This is a genomic window from Streptomyces venezuelae (genome assembly GCF_008642375.1).
Lineage (GTDB): Bacteria > Actinomycetota > Actinomycetes > Streptomycetales > Streptomycetaceae > Streptomyces > Streptomyces venezuelae_G.
The window spans coordinates 2,083,511-2,106,198 of the sequence record NZ_CP029194.1 but is presented as its reverse complement, the minus strand read 5'-3'; the positions used below and the strand labels follow the sequence as shown (position 1 = coordinate 2,106,198).

12 protein-coding genes are annotated in these 22,688 nt (G+C 74.8%); 11 read left to right on the top strand and 1 reads right to left on the bottom strand.

The window, feature by feature from the left end:
- The first annotated feature begins 24 nt into the window (after positions 1 to 24).
- The 11 genes from DEJ46_RS09325 (at position 25) to argF (ending at position 21,962) form a co-directional block, all read left to right on the top strand.
- Positions 25 to 894, top strand: coding sequence for a hypothetical protein (locus DEJ46_RS09325; protein WP_223834576.1), 870 nt, complete (start codon positions 25 to 27; stop codon positions 892 to 894).
- Positions 891 to 3,353, top strand: a complete 2,463-nt coding sequence (locus tag DEJ46_RS09320; RefSeq protein WP_150265129.1) for a hypothetical protein — start codon at positions 891 to 893, stop codon at positions 3,351 to 3,353. The genes DEJ46_RS09325 and DEJ46_RS09320 overlap by 4 nt, the downstream gene beginning before the upstream one ends.
- A complete protein-coding gene (locus DEJ46_RS09315; protein WP_150265127.1) occupies positions 3,350 to 5,182 on the top strand; it encodes a hypothetical protein in 1,833 nt (610 codons plus the stop codon). Before DEJ46_RS09320 ends, DEJ46_RS09315 begins: the two co-directional genes overlap by 4 nt.
- Positions 5,179 to 5,769: a Pycsar system effector family protein gene (locus tag DEJ46_RS09310; RefSeq protein WP_223834575.1), complete on the top strand. Its 591-nt coding sequence runs from the start codon at positions 5,179 to 5,181 to the stop codon at positions 5,767 to 5,769. Before DEJ46_RS09315 ends, DEJ46_RS09310 begins: the two co-directional genes overlap by 4 nt.
- A gap of 8 nt (positions 5,770 to 5,777) precedes the next feature.
- Positions 5,778 to 8,435 (top strand): VWA domain-containing protein, encoded by a 2,658-nt coding sequence (locus DEJ46_RS09305; protein WP_223834574.1) that lies wholly within the window; start codon positions 5,778 to 5,780, stop codon positions 8,433 to 8,435.
- 22 nt (positions 8,436 to 8,457) lie between these two features.
- Positions 8,458 to 11,931 (top strand): tubulin-like doman-containing protein, encoded by a 3,474-nt coding sequence (locus DEJ46_RS09300; RefSeq protein ID WP_150265123.1) that lies wholly within the window; start codon positions 8,458 to 8,460, stop codon positions 11,929 to 11,931.
- Positions 11,928 to 14,552, top strand: coding sequence for a hypothetical protein (locus DEJ46_RS09295; RefSeq protein ID WP_150265121.1), 2,625 nt, complete (start codon positions 11,928 to 11,930; stop codon positions 14,550 to 14,552). Before DEJ46_RS09300 ends, DEJ46_RS09295 begins: the two co-directional genes overlap by 4 nt.
- Positions 14,549 to 16,906, top strand: coding sequence for a hypothetical protein (locus DEJ46_RS09290; protein WP_223834573.1), 2,358 nt, complete (start codon positions 14,549 to 14,551; stop codon positions 16,904 to 16,906). The genes DEJ46_RS09295 and DEJ46_RS09290 overlap by 4 nt, the downstream gene beginning before the upstream one ends.
- The gene (locus DEJ46_RS09285; RefSeq protein ID WP_150265119.1) at positions 16,903 to 19,443 is read left to right on the top strand and encodes a hypothetical protein; all 2,541 of its coding nucleotides are present in this window, start codon (positions 16,903 to 16,905) and stop codon (positions 19,441 to 19,443) included. The genes DEJ46_RS09290 and DEJ46_RS09285 overlap by 4 nt, the downstream gene beginning before the upstream one ends.
- A 97-nt stretch (positions 19,444 to 19,540) precedes the next feature.
- Positions 19,541 to 20,773 carry an arginine deiminase gene (locus DEJ46_RS09280; protein ID WP_150265117.1) on the top strand — a complete coding sequence of 411 codons (1,233 nt, stop codon included), beginning with the start codon at positions 19,541 to 19,543 and terminating at the stop codon, positions 20,771 to 20,773.
- Between the two features lie 178 nt (positions 20,774 to 20,951).
- Positions 20,952 to 21,962: an ornithine carbamoyltransferase gene (gene argF, locus DEJ46_RS09275; protein WP_150265115.1), complete on the top strand. Its 1,011-nt coding sequence runs from the start codon at positions 20,952 to 20,954 to the stop codon at positions 21,960 to 21,962.
- 74 nt (positions 21,963 to 22,036) lie between these two features.
- On the opposite strand, the gene DEJ46_RS09270 is transcribed toward argF, so the two are convergent.
- The gene (locus DEJ46_RS09270; protein ID WP_150265113.1) at positions 22,037 to 22,558 is read right to left on the bottom strand and encodes an ATP-binding protein; all 522 of its coding nucleotides are present in this window, start codon (positions 22,556 to 22,558) and stop codon (positions 22,037 to 22,039) included.
- Between the last annotated feature and the right edge of the window lie 130 nt (positions 22,559 to 22,688).

The window sequence follows — 22,688 nt, the reverse complement described above, 5'->3', positions numbered from 1 at the left end:
CACGGCATCCAACAGGGAGTCCGAGTGAGCAGTGCGGGAGTGAACGGGGCGTACGAGGAGGCGGTTTCGCGCCGCGAGGCCTCCTCCGGCGGGATCCACCGGTTCGTCGTCTTCGGCGACATCTGCGGATCCGGCACCCTGAACATGGCCGAGAAGGAACTGCACCGCACGGCGATGTACGCGGCGTTCGACGAGGCCTACGCCTCCGTCGGGGTCGAGCCCGGCACCTACCACCAGGAGGACCGGGGGGACGGCATCCTCGCCGCCCTGCGCCCCGACATGCCGCCGCGGCTCATGGTCGGACGGTGGATCGACACCCTGTACGAGAGCCTCCGCACCCACAACACGGGCCGGAGTCCGCGACTGCGCCTGCGGATCGGCATGAACGCCGGGCCCGTGGTCCAGGACCGGCACGGGCTCGTCGGACGGGCGGTGGACCTCGCCGCCCGGCTATGCGACAGCCCCACGGCCAAGCGGATCATGGCGGAGGCCCCCGACGTCGACCTGCTCGTCGTGGTCTCCGACTGGCTGTACGGGAACGTGGTCGCCGAGGGCGGGCGGTACGTGGAACCGGACCACTACCGGCGGGCCCGGATCCGGTCGAAGGAGACCGACGAGGCCGCCTGGTTCCATGTGCCGCGGCGTGCCGCGCCGCCGCTGATCGGGCCCGAGCGGGAAGCCGCGCCGGGGGACGCGGACTCGGGGCGGCGGGTGCCCGGGGTGGGTTCAGGAGCCGGCGTTGGGCCGTCGCGGGGGGACGGCCCAACGCCCCGAACCGGCGGGGGGAACCGCACGTACCACGTCGGGGGAGACCTGCTCGACGTCCACGGCAACACCATCCACGGCGGGTTCACCGGCATCCGCAAGGACACGGGGGCGGGTGAGCGGGAGTGAGCGACGACCGCGACGACGGCGCCTCGTCGCACGACGCACACGACGCACACGACTCGCACCACTCGCACGACTCACGCGACGCGCAGGACGGGGGCCGCGGCTCGGACGACCGGGGAGGGGGCAGGGGCTCCGGGCGGGGCGCGGACCGGGGCTCCGGGCGGGGTGGCGACCGGGAGGGCGACCGCGCCGGTGACCGCTCCGGCGAGCGGCCCGGCGGCGCCGACCGGGGCGAAGGCGCCGGGGAGCAGCCGCGCGAGGTGAGCGTCTTCGCGTCCGCCGACCGGAGCCCCCTCGGCGGCGACGGCGACACCGGAGGCGCCGCCACCGCGCGCCGGGCCCTGCGGACCTGGGCCGCCGCCGAGGGCGACCGTCACACCACCTTCCTCGGCGACGGCACCCTCTTCGAGGGCAACCAGTTCTTCAACGTGTTCGGCTCCGACCACTCGGCGCGCTTCGTCCGGGGACCCGTACCGACCGAGACGCTCACCGAACTCGGGCAGGTGTACTGCGAGATCGCCGGCTACCAGGAGATGAAGCAACGGCTCCGCGACCACCGGGTCCTCGTCCTCTGCGGCGAGCCCGGCAGCGGCCGCAAGGCCACCGCGCTCGCCCTCCTCGACGAACTCACCGGAGGCAACGTCTTCCGCCTCGACCCGCGCCACGGCGTCGACGAGATCACCGAGGAGGCCCTCCAGGAACGCTGCGGCCACCTCATGGAGCTGCTCACCGAGGACGTCAGGACGGAGAGCGAGTCACGGCACGCCCGCTCCGGCCGGGGCGAGGGCGCCGACTCCGCGCGCCGGCCCGCCACCCGTCTCTCCGAACTGCACCTGGACCGCTTCGGGGATCTGCTGCGCGGCCGTGACGCCTATGGCATCGTCCTCGCCGAGAGCGGCGAGCTCGCCGACCGGATCCTGCGCGGCCGGTACGGGATGCCCTGCGCGCCGCCGCCCGCCGACGAGGTCCTCCGGCGCCACCTGAGGGTCCGGCTGCGCGGCGAGCCGCCCGAGGCCCTCGCCGCCGCGTGGGAACTCTCCGAGCGCCCCGACGTCGTCAGGGCCGTCGGCCTGGAGGAGCTGCGCCCGCGCGAGGCCGCCCGCTTCGCCGACCACCTCGCCCGCCACTGGCGCGGCGAGGCCACGGACGAACAACTCCTCGGCGAATGCGCGACCTTCGTGGCCTCCCAGGCCCGCGAGTGGTTCTCCGGCGCCGACCGGCCCGGCACGCTCCCCGAGGCACTCCCCGCCCTGAACACCGGAGCGTTCCGCATCTCCGTCGCCGTCTTCGACGGCTCCGCCTACAGCCTCGCCGCCGAGGCCGCCGAACTCCTCGCCTGGGAGCTCGCCGTCGCCCTCGACCCCGAACACGCCCCGGGAAGGCGCCTGTTCGGCACGCGCGCCGAGCACCGCCCGATGCGGGCACGCGCCGTCCTGGAGGACGGCGAGCTGGACCTCGGTCCGGCGAAGGTGCCGGCGCGCGCCGTCCGCTTCCAGGGCGAGGCCCTCGCCGGCGCCGTCCTCGGAGAGGTCTGGCACGGCTACCACAACGCCCGTGGCCCGATCGCCCGTTGGCTGCGGGCTCTCTGCGACGACCCGCGCGCGGAGGTGTGGGTGCGGGCCTCCGTCGCCGCCGGAGTGCTCTGCTCCTGGGACTGGATCCACGGCTTCCGCGAACTGATCGTCCCCCTCGCCGTGACGGACGTGCCCGTCGCCCGGCTGGCCGCCGCGACCGCGCTCGCCGAGTCCGCCCGCGACCCCCGGGTCAGGCCGGCCGTCGCCTCCGTCCTCAAGGACTGGGCGGTGTCCGCGGACTCCACACTCGTCGGGACCGCCCTGCTGACCCACGGCTACGTCCTGGCCGCCGGGGGAGTGTCCGGCTCGCTCGACGCCCTTGCCCGGGTCGTCAGGTCCCACGAGGCCTCCGACAGCGAGGTGCTGGTGCTCGCCGCGTTCAGCGTGGCCCGGCTGCTCGCCTCCGGCGAGCCCGAGACCGTGCTGCGACGGCTCCACCACTGGCTCGACGACGGGCGGCTCACCCTCGCCAACGTGGTCCATCTCGCCGTCATCCGCGCACTGAGCACCCGGACCACCCACCTGTGGGGACTGCGGGACGTGCCCGAACTCGACCCGCACGCGGCCCGCCCGCTGCTCGTCGCGCTGCTCGCCACCCGGCCGGGACTCGCACCCGAGCTGGCCCGGCTGCTGCGGACCACGCTCGCCACGGCCCGCGCGGGGGCGGCGGCCCTGGAGGCCCTCGGCGGTCTGCTCCGGCGGGCGGCCAAGGACGAGGAGGCGCTCGGCCACGTCTGCCGCTTCCTGCCGCTCCTCGCCGTGGACCGCCGCGACCGCGACCGGCTCAGGGGTCTGCTCAACGAATTGGTCCGGGACCGCGACCGGCCCCTGGACAGAGGCGCGGCGCGCCGCATGTGGGACGCCGTGACGGAAGGAGCGAACCGATGAGCGGGCCCGAGCAGAACAGGCGCGCGCGGCCGGACGAGCGGGCGCGGTGGGACGAGCGGGCACCGGACGGACGGGTACCGGACGGCCGGGCCCGGCAGCGGTACGAGGAGTCGCCCGGGCGAGCGCGGGACGACAGGGCACGGCAGGGGCAGGGGTACGAGCGGGAACGCCAGGGACAGGGTGACGACGCTCGGCGCGAGGCCCGGGGCGGGGAGAGGTACGGCGACCGGGAGCGGTACGGCGACCGCGAGCGGTACCGCGACGGTGACCGGGACCGGCGGCGGGAGCCGGGGCGTGAACAGGAGCAGGGAGGCGCGCGGGTGCCTGAGGGCAGGGAACGGGACGCGGAGCGGGGCAGTGGCCAGGACAGGGAGTACAGGGACCGGGACGGGGGGCGCGACGAGGCCTGGGACGACGTACGGGACGCGGCGCGGGACGGCGCGCGAGGCGGAGGACGGGTGAGGGAGCAGGGGAGCCCGGAGGCCTACGGCCGGCCGCGCGGACCGCTCCTGCGTGAGTACGCGCCCCCGTACCGCCGCCGGAGCGGCCGGGTGGCCGCCGTGCTCCTCTACCGCAACGGCGGGCACCGCGTGGCCTGGCCGGATCGCAACGAGGACGTCAACAAGCCGCTGCTCGGCTCCCCGTACACCGTCTTCGAGGTCCAGCTCGGCCGCAACGTCACGGAGTTCCGGCTCCAGCTGCCCGCCGCCGGGGACGGTGTCTTCTTCGAGGCCGTCGCCCGGGTCCAGTGGGTGGTCACCGATCCGCACCTCGTCGTCCAGGAACAGGTCGAGGACGTCGCCGAGCTGCTGCACGACGAGCTGCTCGACCGGCTGCGGCGGCTGTCCCGGAGGTTCCGGATCACCGAGGCGCAGCGCGCCGACGAGGCGGTGCGGGACGAGCTGAACGCCGGACGCTTCGTCCTCGGCCGCGACATCGGTCTGAAGACCCGCGTCCATGTCTTCATCGACCTCGACGACCTGGTGAAGGCCGAGGTCTACCGGCGGGACCGGGTCGGCGTGACGATGGAGGCCGACGCGCGCGAGGCCGAGGCGGAGCGCCGCAAGGACGCCGCCGAACGGGCCCGGATCGCCGACCGGGCCCGGGAGATCGAGGCCCTCTTCCGACGAGGCGACCTGGCCCAGATCGCCCACCACATGGCGATGCACCCCGACAAGCAGTGGGAGATCAGGACACAGCTCCAGCGGGAGCGGCGCGAGGGCCAGGAGGACTACCTCGCGGTCTTCAACCGGCTCCTCGACACCGGTGTCCTGGAACGGCACGACATCGGCGAGCAGATGTACCAGGTCCTGATGTACCTGCGGACCCAGACCAGCACCGTCGTCGGCGGGATCACCGACCACGTGCTCAACCCCTCGGGCGGATCGGGGGGCGCCCGTGCGCGGCGCGCCCTGGAGGAGGGGAATCCGGAGCCGGTCCGGCCGGACTGGGGCGACGAGCACCCGGAGAGGGCGGAACACACGGACCGCACGGAGCGCCCGGAACGCACGGAGCACGACGAGTCCCCGCACGACCGGCGGGTCTACGAACCGACCCGCGTCGAGTCCGGATCCGACCGGGAGCGGGGGGAGTACCGCGACAGGGACAGGGACAGAGACCGGGGCAGGGACGGCGACGGGTACCGGAACGAGGACCGCGAGCGGGGCTCCGCCCGGCGGGACGCCGACCGGGACCGGTACGACTCGTACGACCGGTTCGACCGCGACGATCCGTACGACCGCGAGGGCACCGACCGGGCCCGGCGGTCCTCCGGGCCCGTGCGCCCCGGGCGGCACAGCGAGGAGTTCGACGACTGGGAGGACGAGTGACGACCCCGGACCGCACGGCCCCCACGCCGACCCCGGACCGCACGCCGGCTCACGACCCCGCGCCGGCTCACGACCCCGCGCCGGCCCCGCCCCGAGCGGACTCCACGGCCGCCCCGGTGGCACCCGAAGAGCTGCGGTTCATGGCCGAGCGGCTGCTCGCCACCGTCCGCGAGGACATCGGGCGGGCCGACACCAAGGCCGCGATCCTCCTCTCCGGCGCCCTCGCCTTCCTCGCCGTCGTGTTCTCCGGCGACCGCGCCCCGATGCCCACGGCCGGCGTCGGGCTCGGCCTCCTGCTCGTGGCCGGGGCGTTGTGGACCGCGGGGGTCCTGATGCTCGTGTCGGTGGTCCTGCCCCGCACCCGGATAGGGGCGGAGCGCACGCTCCTGCGCGACCTGGCGGCCGGGCCCTCCGAAGGCGAACTGCGCGAGCGGCTCGCCCCGCCCGGCGCGGACGCCACCGGCTGGCTCCTCGAACAGGCCAGCGTGCACGGGCTCGTGCTCGCGGCGAAGTACCGGTGGCTGCGCCTGGGCGTGTCCGCGCTGGCGCTCGGCGCCCTCCTGGCCCTCCTCAGCGAACTGTGGTGAGAGTGACGATGCGTTGGACGAACAAGGGGAGCGCCCTGCTCCTCGCCGGTGCGCTGCTCGCGCTCACCGGCCCGCTCGCGACCGCCGGAACCCCCGGCGCGCCGCGCGGATCCCAAGCGGCCGCCGAGCCGGGCGAGGGACCCGAACCGATCGACTTCGCCGTCGTCGTCGACCAGTCGAAGAGCCTGGCCGACAAGGACCTCGCGCGCGAGACGGAGGCGGCGGGACTGCTCAGCCAGGGCGAGATATCGGAGCGCTCACGGGCGACCGTCATCGGCTTCGGCAGCTCGGAGAAGCCCGGCCAGTCGCCCGTACGCGAGGTCTGCGAGCTCACCGTCGCCGACGCGGCGGGCCGTGAGCGGCTCAGCGACTGCGTCCAGCTCCTCGACAAGCGCGACGCGGCCCGGATGGGACCGGGCACCGACTTCCCGGCGGCCATTCGCCAGGCCGTCACCCGCCTCACCCAGAAGAGCGGCACCGGCGGCGCGGCCGCGCAGGCCTCCGCCAAGCACAAGGTCGTCTTCCTCCTGACCGATGGCAAGCTCGACGTCTCCGACAGCCCCGAGTACGGCAGGGATCCCGCCAGCCGCCGCTCCAACGGCGAGCGGCGGCTCAAGGAGGAACTCGCCCGTGCCAGGGCGGCCGGCGTCCAGATCTGGCCCCTCGGCTTCGGCACCGGGATCGACCGCGCCGCCCTCACGGCCATGGCCGAGGGCGGCTACCGGGGCACGTGCTCCGCCGTGCCGGGCTCCGCCCCCCACATGCGGATCGTCGCGAGCTCCGCCGACCTCGACAAGGCGCTCCAGGAGACCTTCGCCGCCGCCCGCTGCGCGCGGATCTCGCACGGCACCGCGGGCAAGCCGCCCGCCGACCTGACGGTCGTCATCCCGCCCATCGCCACCGACGGCTCCCTCACGGTCTCCAAGCACGACCCGAAGGTCCGCGTCACCTACTACGACCCGGCGAACCGCCCGGTCCCCACCCGGGGCGAGTTCGACGGCTCCACCTTCGAGGTCGGCGGACAGGACGGGCCGGTCGAGGCGCTCCGCGTGAAGAACCCGCTGCCGGGCCGCTGGCGCGTGCACATCGAGGCGCCGGAGGGCCACCGCGACCGCGAGGTCGTCGTCCGTGCCATCTGGCAGGGCAGGCTCAGTTCCGACGTCACCCTGGACCCGGCCTCCCCGCGCCCCGGCGAGCAGGTCACCGTGGCCGTACGGATGCAGACCCGGCGCGGGGTGACCATCACCGACCCCCGGCAGCTCGCGGGGCTCGCGGTCACGGCCGAACTGCGCGGCGCGGGCTTCGCCCCCGTGACGTTCCGGCTCGCCGACGACGGGAAGGCCCCCGACCGCAGGGCGGACGACGTCCGGTTCACCGGCTCGCTCACCGTGCCCGCGGGCGCCACCGGCGACCTCCGCTTCACGACCCGCATGTCGGCGCCCGGCGTCACCTCCGACCTGCGCCCGCTGAACGCCCGCATCACCCAGGGCACACCGCTCCTCACCGCCGGACTCGCCTTCGACCGGGCGACCGCGCACCCCGGGGGCACCGTCCGCGGCACCCTCGACGTCACCAACAACGACTCCGGACCGCGCGTCCTGCGGCTCGCCGTCGAGAACCCGACGCCCGGGGCCGAACTCTCCGTCTCCCCGGCGACCGTCACCGCGCCGCCGGGCGGAAGCACCCGCATCCCCTTCACGGTGCGCCTCGGCGGCGGCACGCCCCTCGGTGAGCTGGGCGGCCGGATCGCGGTCGTGGACACCGGCGACGACGACCGCGTCGTCGACGCCGACTTCCTCGACGTCCTCGTCGTGGCCCCGCCGACCTGGTGGGACCGCTGGTGGAAGCTCGTCGTCGGCGGAGCGGCGGGCCTCGCCGTCCTCGCCGCACTCCTCGTCGCGCAGGTGGTGGCCCGGAACCGCCGCCGCGACCTCACCGGGGTCACGCTCGAACTCCGCGAGGACGGGCGCGTCCTCGACTCGCTCACCGTCCGCCGGGGCCAGAGCGTCCGCGGGTCCTTCCCCTTCGCGATCGACGACGGGGGCGGCGCGCCGGCCACCCTCCGCCGCGCCCGCGACGGCTCCTCGTCCTCCGCCCACGTACTGCGCCGCACGGGCACCGGCCAGCTGCTGCTGCGCCCCCGGGGCGGAGCGCAGGTGCCCCTGCGGCCGGGCGAGCCGGCCGGCCTCGGCGCGTACGAACTCGTCGTACGGGGCGGGGGCGGAGTCAGGGGCCGTGGCGGCAGGACGGGCCGCGCCGGCTCCGACAGCGGATACGGCTCCGGGTACGGCACCGACACCGACACCGACACCGACTCGGCATACGGATACGGATACGGGGCCGGTCACGGCCCGGGCGCGGCCACCGGCTTCCGTACGGCCGACGGCTTCGGTACGGACGACGACGGCTCCGGATTCGGTACGGGTGACGGAAGCGGGGCGCGTACGGGCGACGGCACCGGGTCCCGTACGCGTACCGCACAGGAAGGCCGCGTTCCGCGGCCGCGCCGGTTCGGACGGCCCCGACGGTCCGGCCGCTCCGGCGCCGGAACCGGCGACCCCATGACGACCGACGCCGGACCCGGCGGCGGAACAGGCGACAGCGGAACAGCACGCAGTACGGGCACGGGCGGCTCGACCGCCGGGGACCCGGACCCCAACTTCTGAACGGGCCCCCAAGGGAGACGACATGAAGATCTACCAGCCCATGCTCTTCGTCGGGCTCGGCGGCACCGGCGGACGCATCGGCACCGAACTCGAGCGCAGCCTCCGCCGGGAGCTCTGCGGCCCCGACGGCACCGACCTCGTCGACGGCGGCCGCCGGATGCCCTTCCAGCTGCCGGACTGCCTCCAGTTCGTCTACGCCGACTTCAGCGAGGCGGAGCTCACGAAGCAGCCGCAGTTCAAGGCCAAGGGCGCCGAGGGCGCCGCCTTCGCCCGGACCTCCCGGATGATCCGGGACCTGCTGCCCACCGACTTCGACTCCTCTCCCGAGGTCACGGAGATGCTCCGCGTCTCCGTCCCCGAGGAGACCCGGCTCTGGCTGCCGCCCCGGATCCGGCAGCCGCGCGTCGCCCCCCTCAACAGCGGTGCGGGGCAGCTGCCGACCGTCGGGCGCTCCGCGCTCTTCGCGACCCTGCGCTCCGGCCTGGAACCCGTCCTGCGGCAGCTCCGCGAGGCGATCGGCGCGATCGGCCAGTCGGCCGGCGACCTCCAGCGGGTCGGCGGCGGCAAGATCCGGGGCTGCGACGTCTTCGTCGCCTTCTCCGTCGCCGGCGGCACCGGCGCCGGCATCTTCTACGACTTCATCCACCTCGTCGGGCACGAGTTCCGCAACGCCAAGGTGCCCGGGGTGAAGATCTACCCGCTCGTCGTCATGCCCTCGGCGTTCCCGCCGGAGGCGGGCGGCGGACGCGAGGCCGAACTCAACGCCGCCCGCGCCCTCGTGGACCTGTCACGGCTCGTCGACGACCAGAACATGCCCGACTCCACCGACTCCGTCGGCGACGTCGAGCAGCGCGGCCGGCTCAGCGTCACGTACCCCAGGGACGGGGTCGTCGCCCTGCGCCCCGCGACCATGCAGACCGCCTTCCTCTTCTCCAAGCCGTCCGTCATCGGATCCGAGGACCTGCGCCGCTCCATCACCGCCATGGTGATGTCGCTCATCGGCACCGAACTCAGCGAGTCCAACGGCACGGTGGCCCACGCCGACGACGACTACCAGTCCTTCGCGGAGCGGTTCGTCAACAAGGCCGTCGAGCGCTCGACGCCCGCCCGCTCCGGCATCGGCTACCGGGGCATGTCCACCAGCCTCGCCGCCTCCCTCACCGTCCCCGTCGACGACCTCGCCGAGATCGTCGCCGCCCGGCTCCTGGCCCAGGCCGTGCGGGGCATGGAGGAAAGGGCCCGGCGGCCCGCCCGGGACGGCTCGGAGGCCGTCCGCGACCTCTTCGTCCGCTCCGGCATCGGCCGGCTCTGGAACCGCGAGGCACCGGACGTCCCCGGACCGGAGGAGCTCCCCAGGGGCCGCAAGGACATCGCCCAGGAACTGCAGCACCGGCTCGGGGACATGGAGGACGCGCTGCGCCGTCTCGACGCCAACCTCGCCCGCGAGATACCGCGCCTCACCGAGGACTTCAGGCCGGGCTACGGCGCCCGCGAACTCCTCGGTCTCATCGGCCCGTTCCAGCTCGAAGCCGTCCTGCACGGTCTGCCCGGCCACCCCGAGAGAGTCGCCAGGGTGGGCTTCACCGGCATGCTCGACAACCGGCGCAACGAACCCGAGCGGCCCTCCCACGTCCAGAGCGCCGCCCCGCCGATCCCCCCGATCAAGGGCGGCTTCGGCGGCGTCGTACCGGCCCGGTGGAACGACCCCGACGTCCAGGACACGCTCGCCGCGCAGCAGGCCTGGTACCAGTGGCGCGCCCGGAGCCTCTGGCACCGCGGCTGGCAGGCGGGCGAGGCCCAGTGGCGGCTCTCCCTGACCCGGACCGTCAACGAGCTCGGTGAACTCACCAAGGCGCTCCGCGCCCACGAACAGGACGAGGCACGCAACTTCGCCGACCGCCGCCGCGAGCTCTACCGCGACGACCGCGCCGGCATCGCCTACCTCCTGCCCCCGCAGAACACCCTGCGCGCCTTCTACGACGACGTCGTCGACCGGCTCGCCCAGAGCGAGGGCCTCCCCGAGGCCACCGACGCCGCGACCCTCCTCGACAAGCTGATCCGGCCCGACGACTGGCGCAGCGCCTTCGACGCGGTCCGCCGCTCGCCGGGAGCGCCGGTCAAGGAGATCAAGCAGGTCCTCGAACGCCGGGTCAAGAAGCTCTTCGGCGAGGCCAACGAGGCCAAGTTCACCCGCCCCCTGCTGCCCTCCATGGAGCTGCTGCTGAGGGCGGCGGCGGGTGACGAGGGCGCCGAGTCGAAGGTCGACCCGCGCTGGCTCGACCAGTTCCGCGCCCGGCTCGCCGGGCTGCTGCCCGTCGGCTTCGTCCCGGACGGCAGCGGCCCGATGAAGATCCTCATCGTGCACCCGGCCAGCGAGTCCGACGGGCGGGCCGCCGGCTTCCTCCGGCAGGCGCTCAACCTGCCCGCCAAGGCCGACCAGGAGTACCGGGCCGTCGACACCCACTCCCTCACCGTCGTCCTCTTCCGCAGCGGCATGAACCTCACCGACATCTCCGAGGTCCGCAACGTCCTCAGCCTCTGGTCCGAGGCCCGCGACTCGGCCGGGGAGGACGACTTCCTGCACTGGCGGCAGCGGCTCGGCTACCAGGACGACTGGCTCGTCGCCACCGAGCAGGACCGTCAGCGGATCATGCACCGGCTGCTCTGCGCGATGTGGAACGGCGACATCGCCACCGAAGGACCGGCCGACTCGCCCGACCTCGTCCGGATCAGGCTCCGGGAGGGCGAGTCAGCGACCATGTCGCTGCGCCTGGAGGCCTTCGACGGCTCGCTCTCCAGCTGGGCGGGGATGCTGCGCGCGTACGAGCGCTGGGCGCTGCTCGACGAGGGGCAGATCATCGAGGTGTTCTGCGAACGCCTCATGCGCACCCTGCCCAAGGGCCTCACGCAGGTGCCGCAGCCGCCGTCACGGCTCTTCACCCACTTCGTGGAGGAGGTCGCGCCGCGCCAGCTCGTCCTGCTCGACCGGCTGGAGGCCGAGTACCGCGAGTACGGCGACACGGACATCGAATGGCTCGCGCCGCTGCGGCAGTTCTGGGAGGTCACCTACCCGGGCGCCCTCGACATGCGCTTCCCGCCGGGGACCCGCGCGACCCGCTCCACCCTCCGCGCCCTCTTCGACCGGCACGGGCCGGCGGGGGCGGGCCGGGGGCGGGGCCGGGGTCCGGGCGTGGGAGCCGCGGGTCGTGGGCAGGGTCAGGGCCAGGGGCAAGGCCAGGGCCACGGGCACGCGACGCAGGGCCACGGGCACGGCCACGCGACGCAGGGCCACGGGCAGGGGCACGGGCAGAGTCAGGGGCACGGCCAGGCTCACCGCAACGGCCAAGGGCCTGACCAGGCGCCTCCGCCGGGAGCCGGGGGGTACGGACAGTCCGACCCCGGCCGGTCCCTCTACGACGAGGACTGGGACCTGGAGCCCGAGCCCGAGTTCGAACCCGACGGGTACCCCTGGGACCTGGAAGAGGAGGAGCAGTGAACGACCGGGTCCTCCCCGAACGCCCCCTGCCGGGCCACGCCGTCTGCCTCGACCTGCGGGCGGGCGGCCCGGACGACCCCGGCGCAGCCGTCCGAGCGGCGCTGGACGTCCCCCAGCCCGGCGGTGAGCGACGCTTCCTCGTCGTCGACGAGGCCGACGGGCTGGTCGGCCACCAGCTCCTCTACGAGCGCCTCTCCTCCTACGGCCCCGCCCAGATCGTGTGTCTGGCCGTCGGCGCCCGTGGCGACCGGACGCTGCGCCGCACCCTGACCCTGCGCCCGCCCGCCGCCGGAGTCCTGTGGCTCCTCGACACCGGGGGCGACGACAAGACCGACGGGCGGCACGCCTCGGACGACGCCGCCCTGCGCCCGCTCGTCGAGGTGCTGGCCACTCCTGAGGTCTTCGACGCCGTCCTCGGCTCGCTCGGGGAGGTGGTGCACGGCGTGGCCGTACCCGCCGTGCGCGTCCTGGAGCACGACCTCACCGACGAGGCCCGCGCGCGGGCCTGGCGACAGGCCGTCGAAGGGCTGACGGGCCCCGAGGTGCCGGCCGGGTCCGCCTCACCGGAAGACGTGCCGGGCGCACTCGCGCTGCTCCTCGGCGAGAGTGTGCCGCGCTCCCTGTCCGGTCACGACTGGCTCCCCGCGCGCGGTCGCGCGGGGGCCCGGCTCGCCGCCTGCCAGGAGGCCCTCGACGACGCCGTCGACGGCCACGACCGGGTGCGGGGCGCGGCGGGGCTCCTCACCGGGGCGGGCCGTGACGTCGACCTGCCGGGGGACATCGAGCGGCTCACGGAGGAGCTGGCCCGGCTCCGTACCGCCGTCGCGGACGCGTTCGGAGCGGCGGGCGGCACCCGGCTCACGGCGGAGCACCGCGGGGTGCTCCGCGACCGGGGGATCGAGCTCCCCGAACTGCCCCGGGAGATCACCCGGGCCGGGATCGTCCCGGCGCTGCGGGACCACACGTACGACCTGATCGGCCGGGGCCTGCCGCTTCGCTCCGTGGCGGCCCGGCTCTCCGCGCTCTCCGCGCGCACCGCGCCGGCGGGCAGCTCCTCCCGGCTCGCGCGGCTCGACGCGATCTGCGGTCCGGAGCGGCTGCGGCGGCTCGGGCGCCGGTATCCCTTCACGGCCGGCGGCTCGCGGCCCGCGGCGTTCGCCCTGACCGGCCTCCTCGCGCTGCTCGCCGGGGTGTGGCCGGTGCTCGGCTGGGTCCTCGGACCGGCCGTCGGCGGCCTCGCCGCCGCACTCGCCTGGCTGATGCTGCGGCGCAGGCCGAACCGTTCGCCGGACGGGCGGATCGACGGCGGCGGTGCCACGGGCGCGGCGCCCCGGCTGGTCGGCGGAGTCCTCGGCGGCCTCGCCGGGGCGGGCCTCGGCCAGTTCCTGGGCCCGCCGGTCTGGGCCGGGGCCGTGGCCCTGGCCGTGTCCGCCGCGGCCGTGGTGCTGCTCGCGCTGCGCGACTGGACCCGGGCCGTGGACGACTGGTGGGCGCGGGCGGACCCGGAGGAGGCGGGCCGGATCGTGCGGGAGATCCACGCCCTGGTCGTGACGACCGCCGTGCACGACTGGCTGTTCGCCGACGTACGGCACCACTGCTCGGCCGGTGCCGGTGCCGTGTCCCGGCTGCTGCGCGATCTCGCGGGGACCGCCGACGCGTACGGCGGTGGGTGGACGCCGGACCGGGGGCCGGAGAGGGCGTCGGCCTGGACGGCGGACCGGACGTCGGATCCCGTGTCGGACTGGGCTTCCTGGGACGACGAACCTTCCGAACCCACGTCGGGTCCGGGCCGGGGCCCGAACCCGGGTGGTGGCGCCGACACCGGCACGGGCACCTGGAGTTGGGACGACTGGAGCGATGCCGGGGAGGAGGACGGCTGGTCGGACATGGCCGAGGAGCCGCCGGTGCGGGACCCGGCCGCGTCCTCGTACGCGCCGCCGTCACCCCCGCCGCCCTCGCGCGCGCCGTCCCCGTACCCGCCGTCGTCCCCGCAGGCCGCGCCCGCTCCGGCGTGGCTGGAGCGGCGGTACGGGGACGGGGGCTCCGCGCTCGTCGACACACTCGTCGGCGATCTGGTCGCCGGCGCCGTCCTCCTCGTCGACGGGTGCTGGGCAGGCATCGAACGCGACCCCGGCGCCACGGATCACACGGCGCAGAGACGGCGGCTGACGGAACTCCTGGACGAGACCCGGATCAGGCTGGAGCGCGATGCGGCGGCCTCGCCGCCGCCCCCGTACGAAGGCCTCCGCGACCTCGGCGCGCTCACCTCGCTCGCCGCGCTCACCGACCGCTCCGAGCGGCCCGACGCGGCCCGCCTCACCGGTGTCGCCCCGGACGCGGTGGCCCGGCTGCTGCGCACCGAGGACGACCCCGGCAGCACGGTCGCGCTCTGCGGCCCCGCGCACCTGCGGCTGCTCTCCCACGACCCGCTCGCCGCCCGGCAGGTCCGCTTCGTGCCCGAGGCGATGCGGCGCGGCACGGCGGGGGACGACATCTGGCGGGGCACCGCCGAGGGCGTGGTGTGGACCGGTGCGGGGCGGCACGCCGGCATCCTCCGCCTCGTACCGCTGCGCGCGGACGTCGTGCACACCGTCCGCGCCGAGGAGGCGGGAGAACCGTGACAGACCCGAACCACCCGAACCACCCGAACCACCCGAACCGCCCGAACCGCCCGAACGACCCGAGCCGCCAGGACGACCCGAACCGCCCGGACTACCTGGACCGACTGGACGACGCGCGCGACCCGGACGAACTCGGCTCGGACGCCATGCAGAGCCCGCAGCACCACCCCGTCGATCCCCACCACCCCGACCACCTGAGCGAGCCCATGAGCCCCCCGCACCCGTACTACGAGGAACTGGAGTTCCTCAGCCACCGCGAGGAGCCGGTCCGCTTCACCGTCCGGTTCGGCGACGACCGCAGGCCGCCCGGCCGGCCCGGAGTCCTCGCGCGCCGGGCCACACTGGGCGCGGGATGGCCGGTCCTGCAGTTCCGGCTGGCGGCCTCCGCGCAGGCCGACCCCCACGCGTACGACCTCCTCGAACGCGAGGTCGCGGCCGCCGTCTCCCTCGAACGGCGATACGGGGAGGAGAAGTTCGGTGCCGTCTTCGCCAGGATCGTCGGCTTCGACCTGGCCGCGCCCGAGCCCTTCGTGCTGTACCGGATGCCCGGCGGACGGCCGCTCGCCGAGTGGGCGGGCCGCCTCGGCCCCGAGGAGCAGGAGCGGATCATCGGCCAACTGGCTTTCGCCGTACGGCTCCTGGAGAGGGTCGACCTCGTGCACCGGGCCGTCACGCCCGACACCGTACGGTGGGACGGCGCCCACGTGCGGCTCTGCGAACCCTTCGCCGCGCTGCGCGCGGGCGAGGCGCGCGAGCCGTTCGGCGGCCCGCCGTGGGCCTCGCCCGAGCAGCGCGAGGGGCTCGGGCCCGCCGACCCGCGCGACGACCTGTGGTCCGTCGCCCAGCTCGGCTACTACCTCCTCTCCGGGCGTCCCGCTCGGGGCGAGGGCCCGCCGGGGGACCTCGCCGACTACCGTCGTCTCGCCGCGCTGGCCCAGAGCGGGCTCTTCTCCCCGAGGGCGGCCGACCGGCCGCGCCCCGTCGAGCTCATGCGGCTCCTGAACGTCCCCGATCCGCTCGCCACCGCCGCCGGAGCGGCCGACCGGTTCGCCCGGGGCCGCGCCGAGTACGACCGCCAACTGGCCAGGAAGCGGGCCGTGTTCGAAGGGGGTGCGCCGCCGGCAGCGGAGCCGTACGGCGGCAGCGGCGACGACATGGGGGATCCGGCGCTGGATCCGCGCTCCTCGCGCACCACCCTGATCGACCGGATCTTCGGCGGCGGGGAAGGACCCGGCCGCCCCGCCGCTCCGGCGTCGCCGCTCGAACCGTCACCGGCCCCGCCCTCGCGGAGCCGGATGTGCCCGCACTGCCTGCTGCCCGTCGAGTACGACGAACGCCTGCTCGTCACCATCGACGCCAAGGGCAACCGGATCCCGCTCGACCTCAGCGGCGAACGGCGCCCCGCCCACATCGCGGACGCCCTCCGCAAGGCCTACCACCTGTGCCCGCACACCGTGGAGGGCGACGAGGAGCACGAACTCCCCGTGCCCTACCTCACCAACGGCGAGCCGCTCTCCGTCGCCCTCGTCGGCAGCTCGTCCGTCGGCAAGACCCACCTCCTCGCCGCGATGCTCGGCGAGATCGAACTCGGCGGCCTCGCCCCGTACGGACTGCGGAGCCGTCCCCTCAACCCCGAGGCACACCGCACCTATCTGCGCGAACGCGTGCAGAACCTCCAGCAGGGGCGGCAGCTGGGCCGCACGGGACAGCAGACCTTCGCCCGCTTCGCCGACGGCCTGCTCGTCTCCGCGGGCGGCGGGACGCCCCGGCCCGTCGTCTTCTTCGACCTCGCGGGCGAGGACCTCGCGCAGGACGGCGAAGTGGCCCGCTTCCTCATGGGGGTCGACGCCTTCGTCTTCGTCCTCGACCCGCTGCGCGCACTCCGTCTCGGCTCTCTCGACCCCGTCCGGGACCAGAGCGGGCTGCGCCGCCGCGACCTCGGCGACGAGGCCTTCGCCACGGTGCTCGACCGCATCCCGAGGCAGCGCGGCGGTCTCGTCGCGGCGCCCGCGGCGCTCGCCGTCAACAAGAGCGACCTCGTGCGCTTCGAGCCGTCCGTCGACCGGTGGCTCGGCCGGGCCCTGCCCGGCCGATACGACCCCGCCGAGGCGCACGACGAGAGCCGGGACGCGTACGCCTTCCTCGCCCACCACGCCAGCGCCGCCTGGCTCAAGCCCTTCGACGACTGCGCGAACTGCTCCCTGCACTTCGTCGCGGCCACCGGCGGGCAGGCCCGCGGCGACCGCTTTCCGCACGGGGTCCGGCCGCGCCGGGTCCTGGCGCCCCTGCTGTCCCTGTTCGCCATGTGCGGGCTGCTGCCCGGGGCGGAGCCTATGGAGGGAATCGTCCGATGACACGGTCGGAGAACGAGGTCGACCAGATCGTCTTCCGCTGGGACAGCGAGAACGCCTCGGGCAGCACCGGCTTCGGCCCGGTGGCCTGGTCCGGGCCCCGTGAGGAGACGGAGAGCCTCTTCCGGATCTCCGGTCCCATGCTGCGCGCGAGTGGCGACGAGACCAGGTCCGCCCTGATCCGGCTCCATCGGCGGCCGGGCGTGATGCTGATCCGGCGCATCCCGTTCACGGCAGCCGACGGAGCGTCGTCCGTGCTCTGCCACGCGCTCGTCGGCTCGCCCGCCCTCCTCGACCCCGCCGTCTGCCTCGGCCTCCACGCCTGGGACTGGCCGGGCGTCGACGTCGCGCACCTCGCGGTGGTGCGCGGCCGGCTGCCGGCGGTGCGCGAGGAGGCTCTGTTGCCGTCGACGGGCCGGGGACAGTGGAAGCTCGACGAGCTCTTGCCGTACGCCGCCACGGAACTCACCGGAGCGGTCGCAGAGTTGCTGCGCAACCCCGAAGCCCGCTTCACGGTCCTCGACGAACGCGGCGACACCGCCTGCCCCGTGCTGTGGGGGCTGCACAGCATGTTCGGCGCACTCATCGACCGCCGGTGGACCTTCGCCAGCCACGACACGTCCGAACTGCCCGATCTGCGCTTCGTGTTCGTCGGCCGCTGGTCGGGCGCCGCGAGCCCCAACACCGGGCGCTGCCGTGTCGACCCGCGCGAGCGGGTCGGCGACCGCGAGGAGGAGATCGCGGCCCGGCTCGTCCGGCACCACCTGCGGGGCGTCGAGGAGGGCGACGGCCGCGAGTACGCGGTCAGCAGCGCCCTCCACGAGGCGGCGTCCGCCCGCAGCACCCTCCTCCTCGACACGGTGACCCGAGCCCTGGACACCCTCGACACCCAGGCCCGCCGCGGCGCCCCACGCCCCCGGGAACCGCGCTTCCCGCCCGGGGGGAGGACCGGGTACGGGGCCGATCCGACGCCGGGGTACGGAAGCGGGGAGGACCCACGGCGCGGGTCCGGGCCGGAGCCTCGGCGCGGGCCGGAGCCGGAGCGGGAGCCGCGGTACGGCTCCGAGCCCGACCCGTGGTCGGAGGCGGCGCCGGAATCGCGGCGCGCGCCAGGACCCGAGCCGCGGTACCGGTCCGAGCCGGAGCCGCGGTACGAGGCCGAGCCGGACCCGTGGTTCGAGACGGCGCCCGAGCCTCGGCGAGGGGCGGACCCGCGGTCCGAGCCGACGCCCGAGCCGCGCCGCGGGGCGGGGCCGGACGCGAGGTCCGGGGAGAAGCCGGACCCGCGGTCCGGGTCGTTGACGGGCCCGCGGTCCCGCTCCGTACCGGAGCAGGTGTACCCGGCCGGGCCCGAACCTGGCGATCCGGCTGTGCCGGGGTCGCGATACCGGGCCGAACCGGAGCCGGAGTACGCGCCCGCCGCGCCGGAGCCGTACACGGACACGTCCCACGGGGAGGCTCCCGGCGGGGCCGACCCCTGGGCCAAGGGCACGCAACCACGCCAGGCCGGCCTCGGTCCCGCTCCCGACCCCGTACGCGAACCCGACCCCGCCCCGGACCGTCCCACCACCCCGGCCCCCGACCCGGGCGCCGTGCCTGCCCCCGACTCCGAACCCACCCCCACCCCCACCCCCGCACCCGTCCGGTCCCACCCCGCCCCCGAGCGGGTGGACGACCCGTACCCCCGTCCCGTCCTGCCGTTCGTCGGCGCCCAGTGGACCGGTCCGGCCGGTGGCGGCCGGCGGGTGTGGGCCAGGAAGCCGTGGGGGCGGGAGCGGGAGGTGGAGACCGGGCTCGTCCACCGGCTGCCGACCGCGTACGACGTGGCGGAGGCCCGCGGCTTCGTCGAGCGGGCCGGCAGCCGCGAGCTGCTCGACGCCCTGCGACGCCCCCAGATGTACGTGGTCGTCACCCTGCTCCTCCAGGAGATCGCCAGGCGCCTGCCCACCTGGGAGCATCCGGCGCGCCGCGAACTCTGCGAGGTGGTCCTCGGACGCGAGCTCTGGGCGGCCGCGCTGCCCGGCGCCGAGCACGACCGTTCCGAGCCGCCCGAGGAGCAGCGCGCGTCCAACGCCGCCGAGCTGCACCGCTGGGCCGTCCGGCCCCTTCTCGGCGGCGGTGACGCCCCGGTCGGCACGGTCGCGGCCCTGCTCGTCCGGCTCCGGACGAGCCCCGTGCCGTCGGCCCGGGAAGCCTTCTGGCAGATCGTCGACGGCGACCGCCCGGGCCTGCCCGACGCGGTCTGGCTCACGCTCCTCAAGGAGGCGCACGGCGTCCGGCGCACCCCGCCGCCCCACCAGGACCGGCCGCCCCACCATGCCCCAGCGCCTCACCACGCCCCGTCGCCCGGCAGGCCGACTCCCCCGGGCGCACCCCGCGCCGTGCCGTACACGCAGCAGCCACAGCCACAGCCACACCCACAGCCGCCGCCGCCGTCCGACGAATCGGTCAACGGCTACACCCGGCGCTTCCTGAGCCGTACCGCCGTCGTGCTCGCCCTCCTCCTCGCCGCGATCCTCGTCGCCACCGTCATGAGGTGATGCCACCGGCCCGTGCGGTCGGAACCCGTCTCCGCAACCCCAGGCCCGAAGGCCCGAAAGACGGGCCCGGGCCGCCGCGCTCCGTCAGGATGGGCCCATGGGATTCCACGTCGATTCCGAGACCGGGCGGCTGCGCCGCGTCATCCTCCACCGCCCCGACCTGGAGCTGAAGCGGCTCACGCCGTCGAACAAGGACGCCCTTCTCTTCGACGACGTGCTCTGGGTGCGCAGGGCCCGCCAGGAGCACGACGGCTTCGCCGACGTGCTGCGCGACCGAGGGGTCGAGGTCCATCTCTTCGGCGACCTGCTGCGGGAGTCCCTGGAGGTGCCGGCCGCCCGCGCGCTGGTCCTGGACCGGGTCTTCGACGAGAAGGAGTACGGGCCGCTGGCCGCCGATCACCTGCGCGCCGCGTTCGACTCGCTGGACGCGGGGGCGCTCGGCGAGGCGCTCGTCGGCGGCATGACGAAGCGGGAGTTCCTGGCGGCGCACCGGGAGCCGACGTCGGTGCGGTTCCACGCCCTCGACCTGGACGACTTCGTCCTCGGGCCGCTGCCGAACCACCTCTTCACTCGGGACACCTCGGCCTGGATCTACGACGGCGTCTCGATCAACGCGATGCGCTGGCCGGCCCGGCAGCGCGAGACGGTGCACTTCGAGGCGATCTACGGGCACCATCCGCTCTTCGCCGGCCCGGAGGCGGGTCCCTTCCACCACTGGTCGGAGGGGCAGCGCGACTACCCTTCGACGATCGAGGGCGGCGACGTCCTGGTCATCGGCAACGGCGCCGTGCTCATCGGGATGAGCGAGCGCACCACCCCGCAGGCGGTGGAGATGCTGGCCCGGGGCCTGTTCGCGGCCGGTTCGGCGCGCACGATCGTCGCGCTCGACATGCCGAAGCGGCGCGCGTTCATGCACCTGGACACGGTGATGACGATGGTCGACCAGGACACGTTCACGCAGTACGCGGGGCTCGGCATGCTCCGGTCGTACACGATCGAACCCGGCGACGCGGGGCAGTCCCTGCGGGTGACGGACCATCCGCCGGAGCAGATGCACAGTGCCATCGCCGCGGCCCTGGGGCTCCAGGACGTCCGGGTCCTGACGGCGACGCAGGACGTGCACGCGGCGGAGCGCGAGCAGTGGGACGACGGGTGCAACGTCCTCGCCGTGGAGCCGGGGGTGGTCGTGGCGTACGAGCGGAACGTCACCACCAACACCCATCTGCGCAAGCAGGGCATCGAGGTGATCGAGATCCCGGGGAGCGAGCTGGGCCGGGGGAGGGGCGGCCCGCGCTGCATGAGCTGCCCGGTGGAGCGCGAAGCGAGCTGAGTCCTTCCCGCGGACGGCCGCGGACCCGACTCCCCCAGGCGAGAGAGCACCAGGGCTGTATATAAATGCTGATGTACGTATAGACTTCCAGCGTCGCGGCCGGTCGTCGCCCGTCGGTCGTCGCGCCGTCACCTCTGCTGCCACCGTCCCGTCGACCCGTACCCCAGGAGCGCGTCCCATGGCCACCACTGACCTCATCGGCCGCCACTTCCTCAAGGAGCTGGACTTCACCGCCGAGGAGTTCCGCGGCCTGATCGCGCTCTCCGCCGAGCTCAAGGCCGCCAAGAAGGCGGGCACCGAGGTCCAGCGGCTGCGCGGCAGGAACATCGCCCTCATCTTCGAGAAGACCTCGACCCGCACCCGCTGCGCCTTCGAGGTCGCCGCCGCGGACCAGGGCGCCTCCACGACCTATCTGGACCCCTCGGGTTCCCAGATGGGGCACAAGGAGTCGGTCAAGGACACCGCCCGTGTCCTCGGCCGGATGTTCGACGGCATCGAGTACCGGGGCGACAGCCAGGCCGCGGTCGAGGAGCTCGCCGCGTTCGCCGGGGTCCCCGTCTTCAACGGCCTCACGGACGACTGGCACCCCACCCAGATGCTCGCCGACGTGCTCACCATGACCGAGCACACCGACAAGCCGCTCGACGGGATCACCTTCGCCTACCTCGGCGACGCCCGTTTCAACATGGGCAACTCCTACCTCGTCACCGGGGCCCTGCTCGGCATGGACGTGCGGATCGTCGCCCCGGAGGCGTACTGGCCGGCCGAGGGGATCGTCGCCGCCGCCCGCAAGCTCGCCGAGACGAGCGGCGCCACGATCACGCTCACCGATTCCGTGGCGGACGGGGTTCGCGGCGCCGACTTCGTGGCCACCGACGTCTGGGTGTCGATGGGCGAGCCCAAGGAGGTCTGGGACGAGCGCATCGCCGCCCTCGCCCCGTACTCCGTGACCATGGACGTGCTGCGGGCCACCGGGAACCCGGGCGTCAGGTTCCTGCACTGCCTGCCGGCCTTCCACGACCTGGGCACGGCCGTCGGCCGCGACATCCACGCCCGGCACGGTCTGACCGAGCTGGAGGTCTCCGACGAGGTCTTCGAGTCGGAGCACTCCGTCGTCTTCGACGAGGCCGAGAACCGGATGCACACGATCAAGGCGGTCCTGGTGGCCACCATGGCGGGCCGCGCCTGAGGCGCTGGTCGTCGGAGCGCTCGTGTACGCGCTCCACGGCCGCCGCCACTCACGGCTGGGCCGAGCGGCTCCGCTCAAGGCTCCTGGCGGCGGCGCTGGGCCGGAATCCCGGGGAGCGTGAACCACACCGCCTTGCCGTGCGCGGTCGGGCGATGGCCGCAGTCGCTGCTGAGCGCGCGGATCAGGAGGAGGCCGCGGCCGTGTTCCTGCCAGGGGTCGACCTCGGCCCCGGGGGCGGGGCAGACGAGCGCGCCGGCGCGGGCCGGCTCGGAGTCGTGGACCTCTATCTGACAGCCGCCCGGTGCGGCGAACAGCTCGACGACCAGCTCGATCGGGCCCCGGCCCGCGGTGTGCTCGACGGCGTTGGCGACGAGCTCGGCGGTGAGCAGCTCCGCGGTGTCCCCGTCGGGGAGGGAGGCGGCGCCGGGGTCGATGTCGTTGAGGGCGGCACGGATCAGGGCGCGGGCGATCGGCACGGCGGCGGTCGTGTGAGGCAGGCGGACGCGCCAGGCGGCGGCTCCGGCCGGGTGGTCGGCGGATTGGGCGGGTCCGGCGGGTCCGGCGGGGTGGTCGGCGGGTCCGGTGGCTTCGGGCATGGCTGGCAGGGCTCCCTTCGCCGAGGTCGGCAGGTGGGCGAGTGGGGTGGGGGCATCCCGAGACGTCCTGGTTTCAACCTTACGAGGCACAAGATCCCGTTCCCAGGGCCCCCCTCCCCGGGCGCCAGGG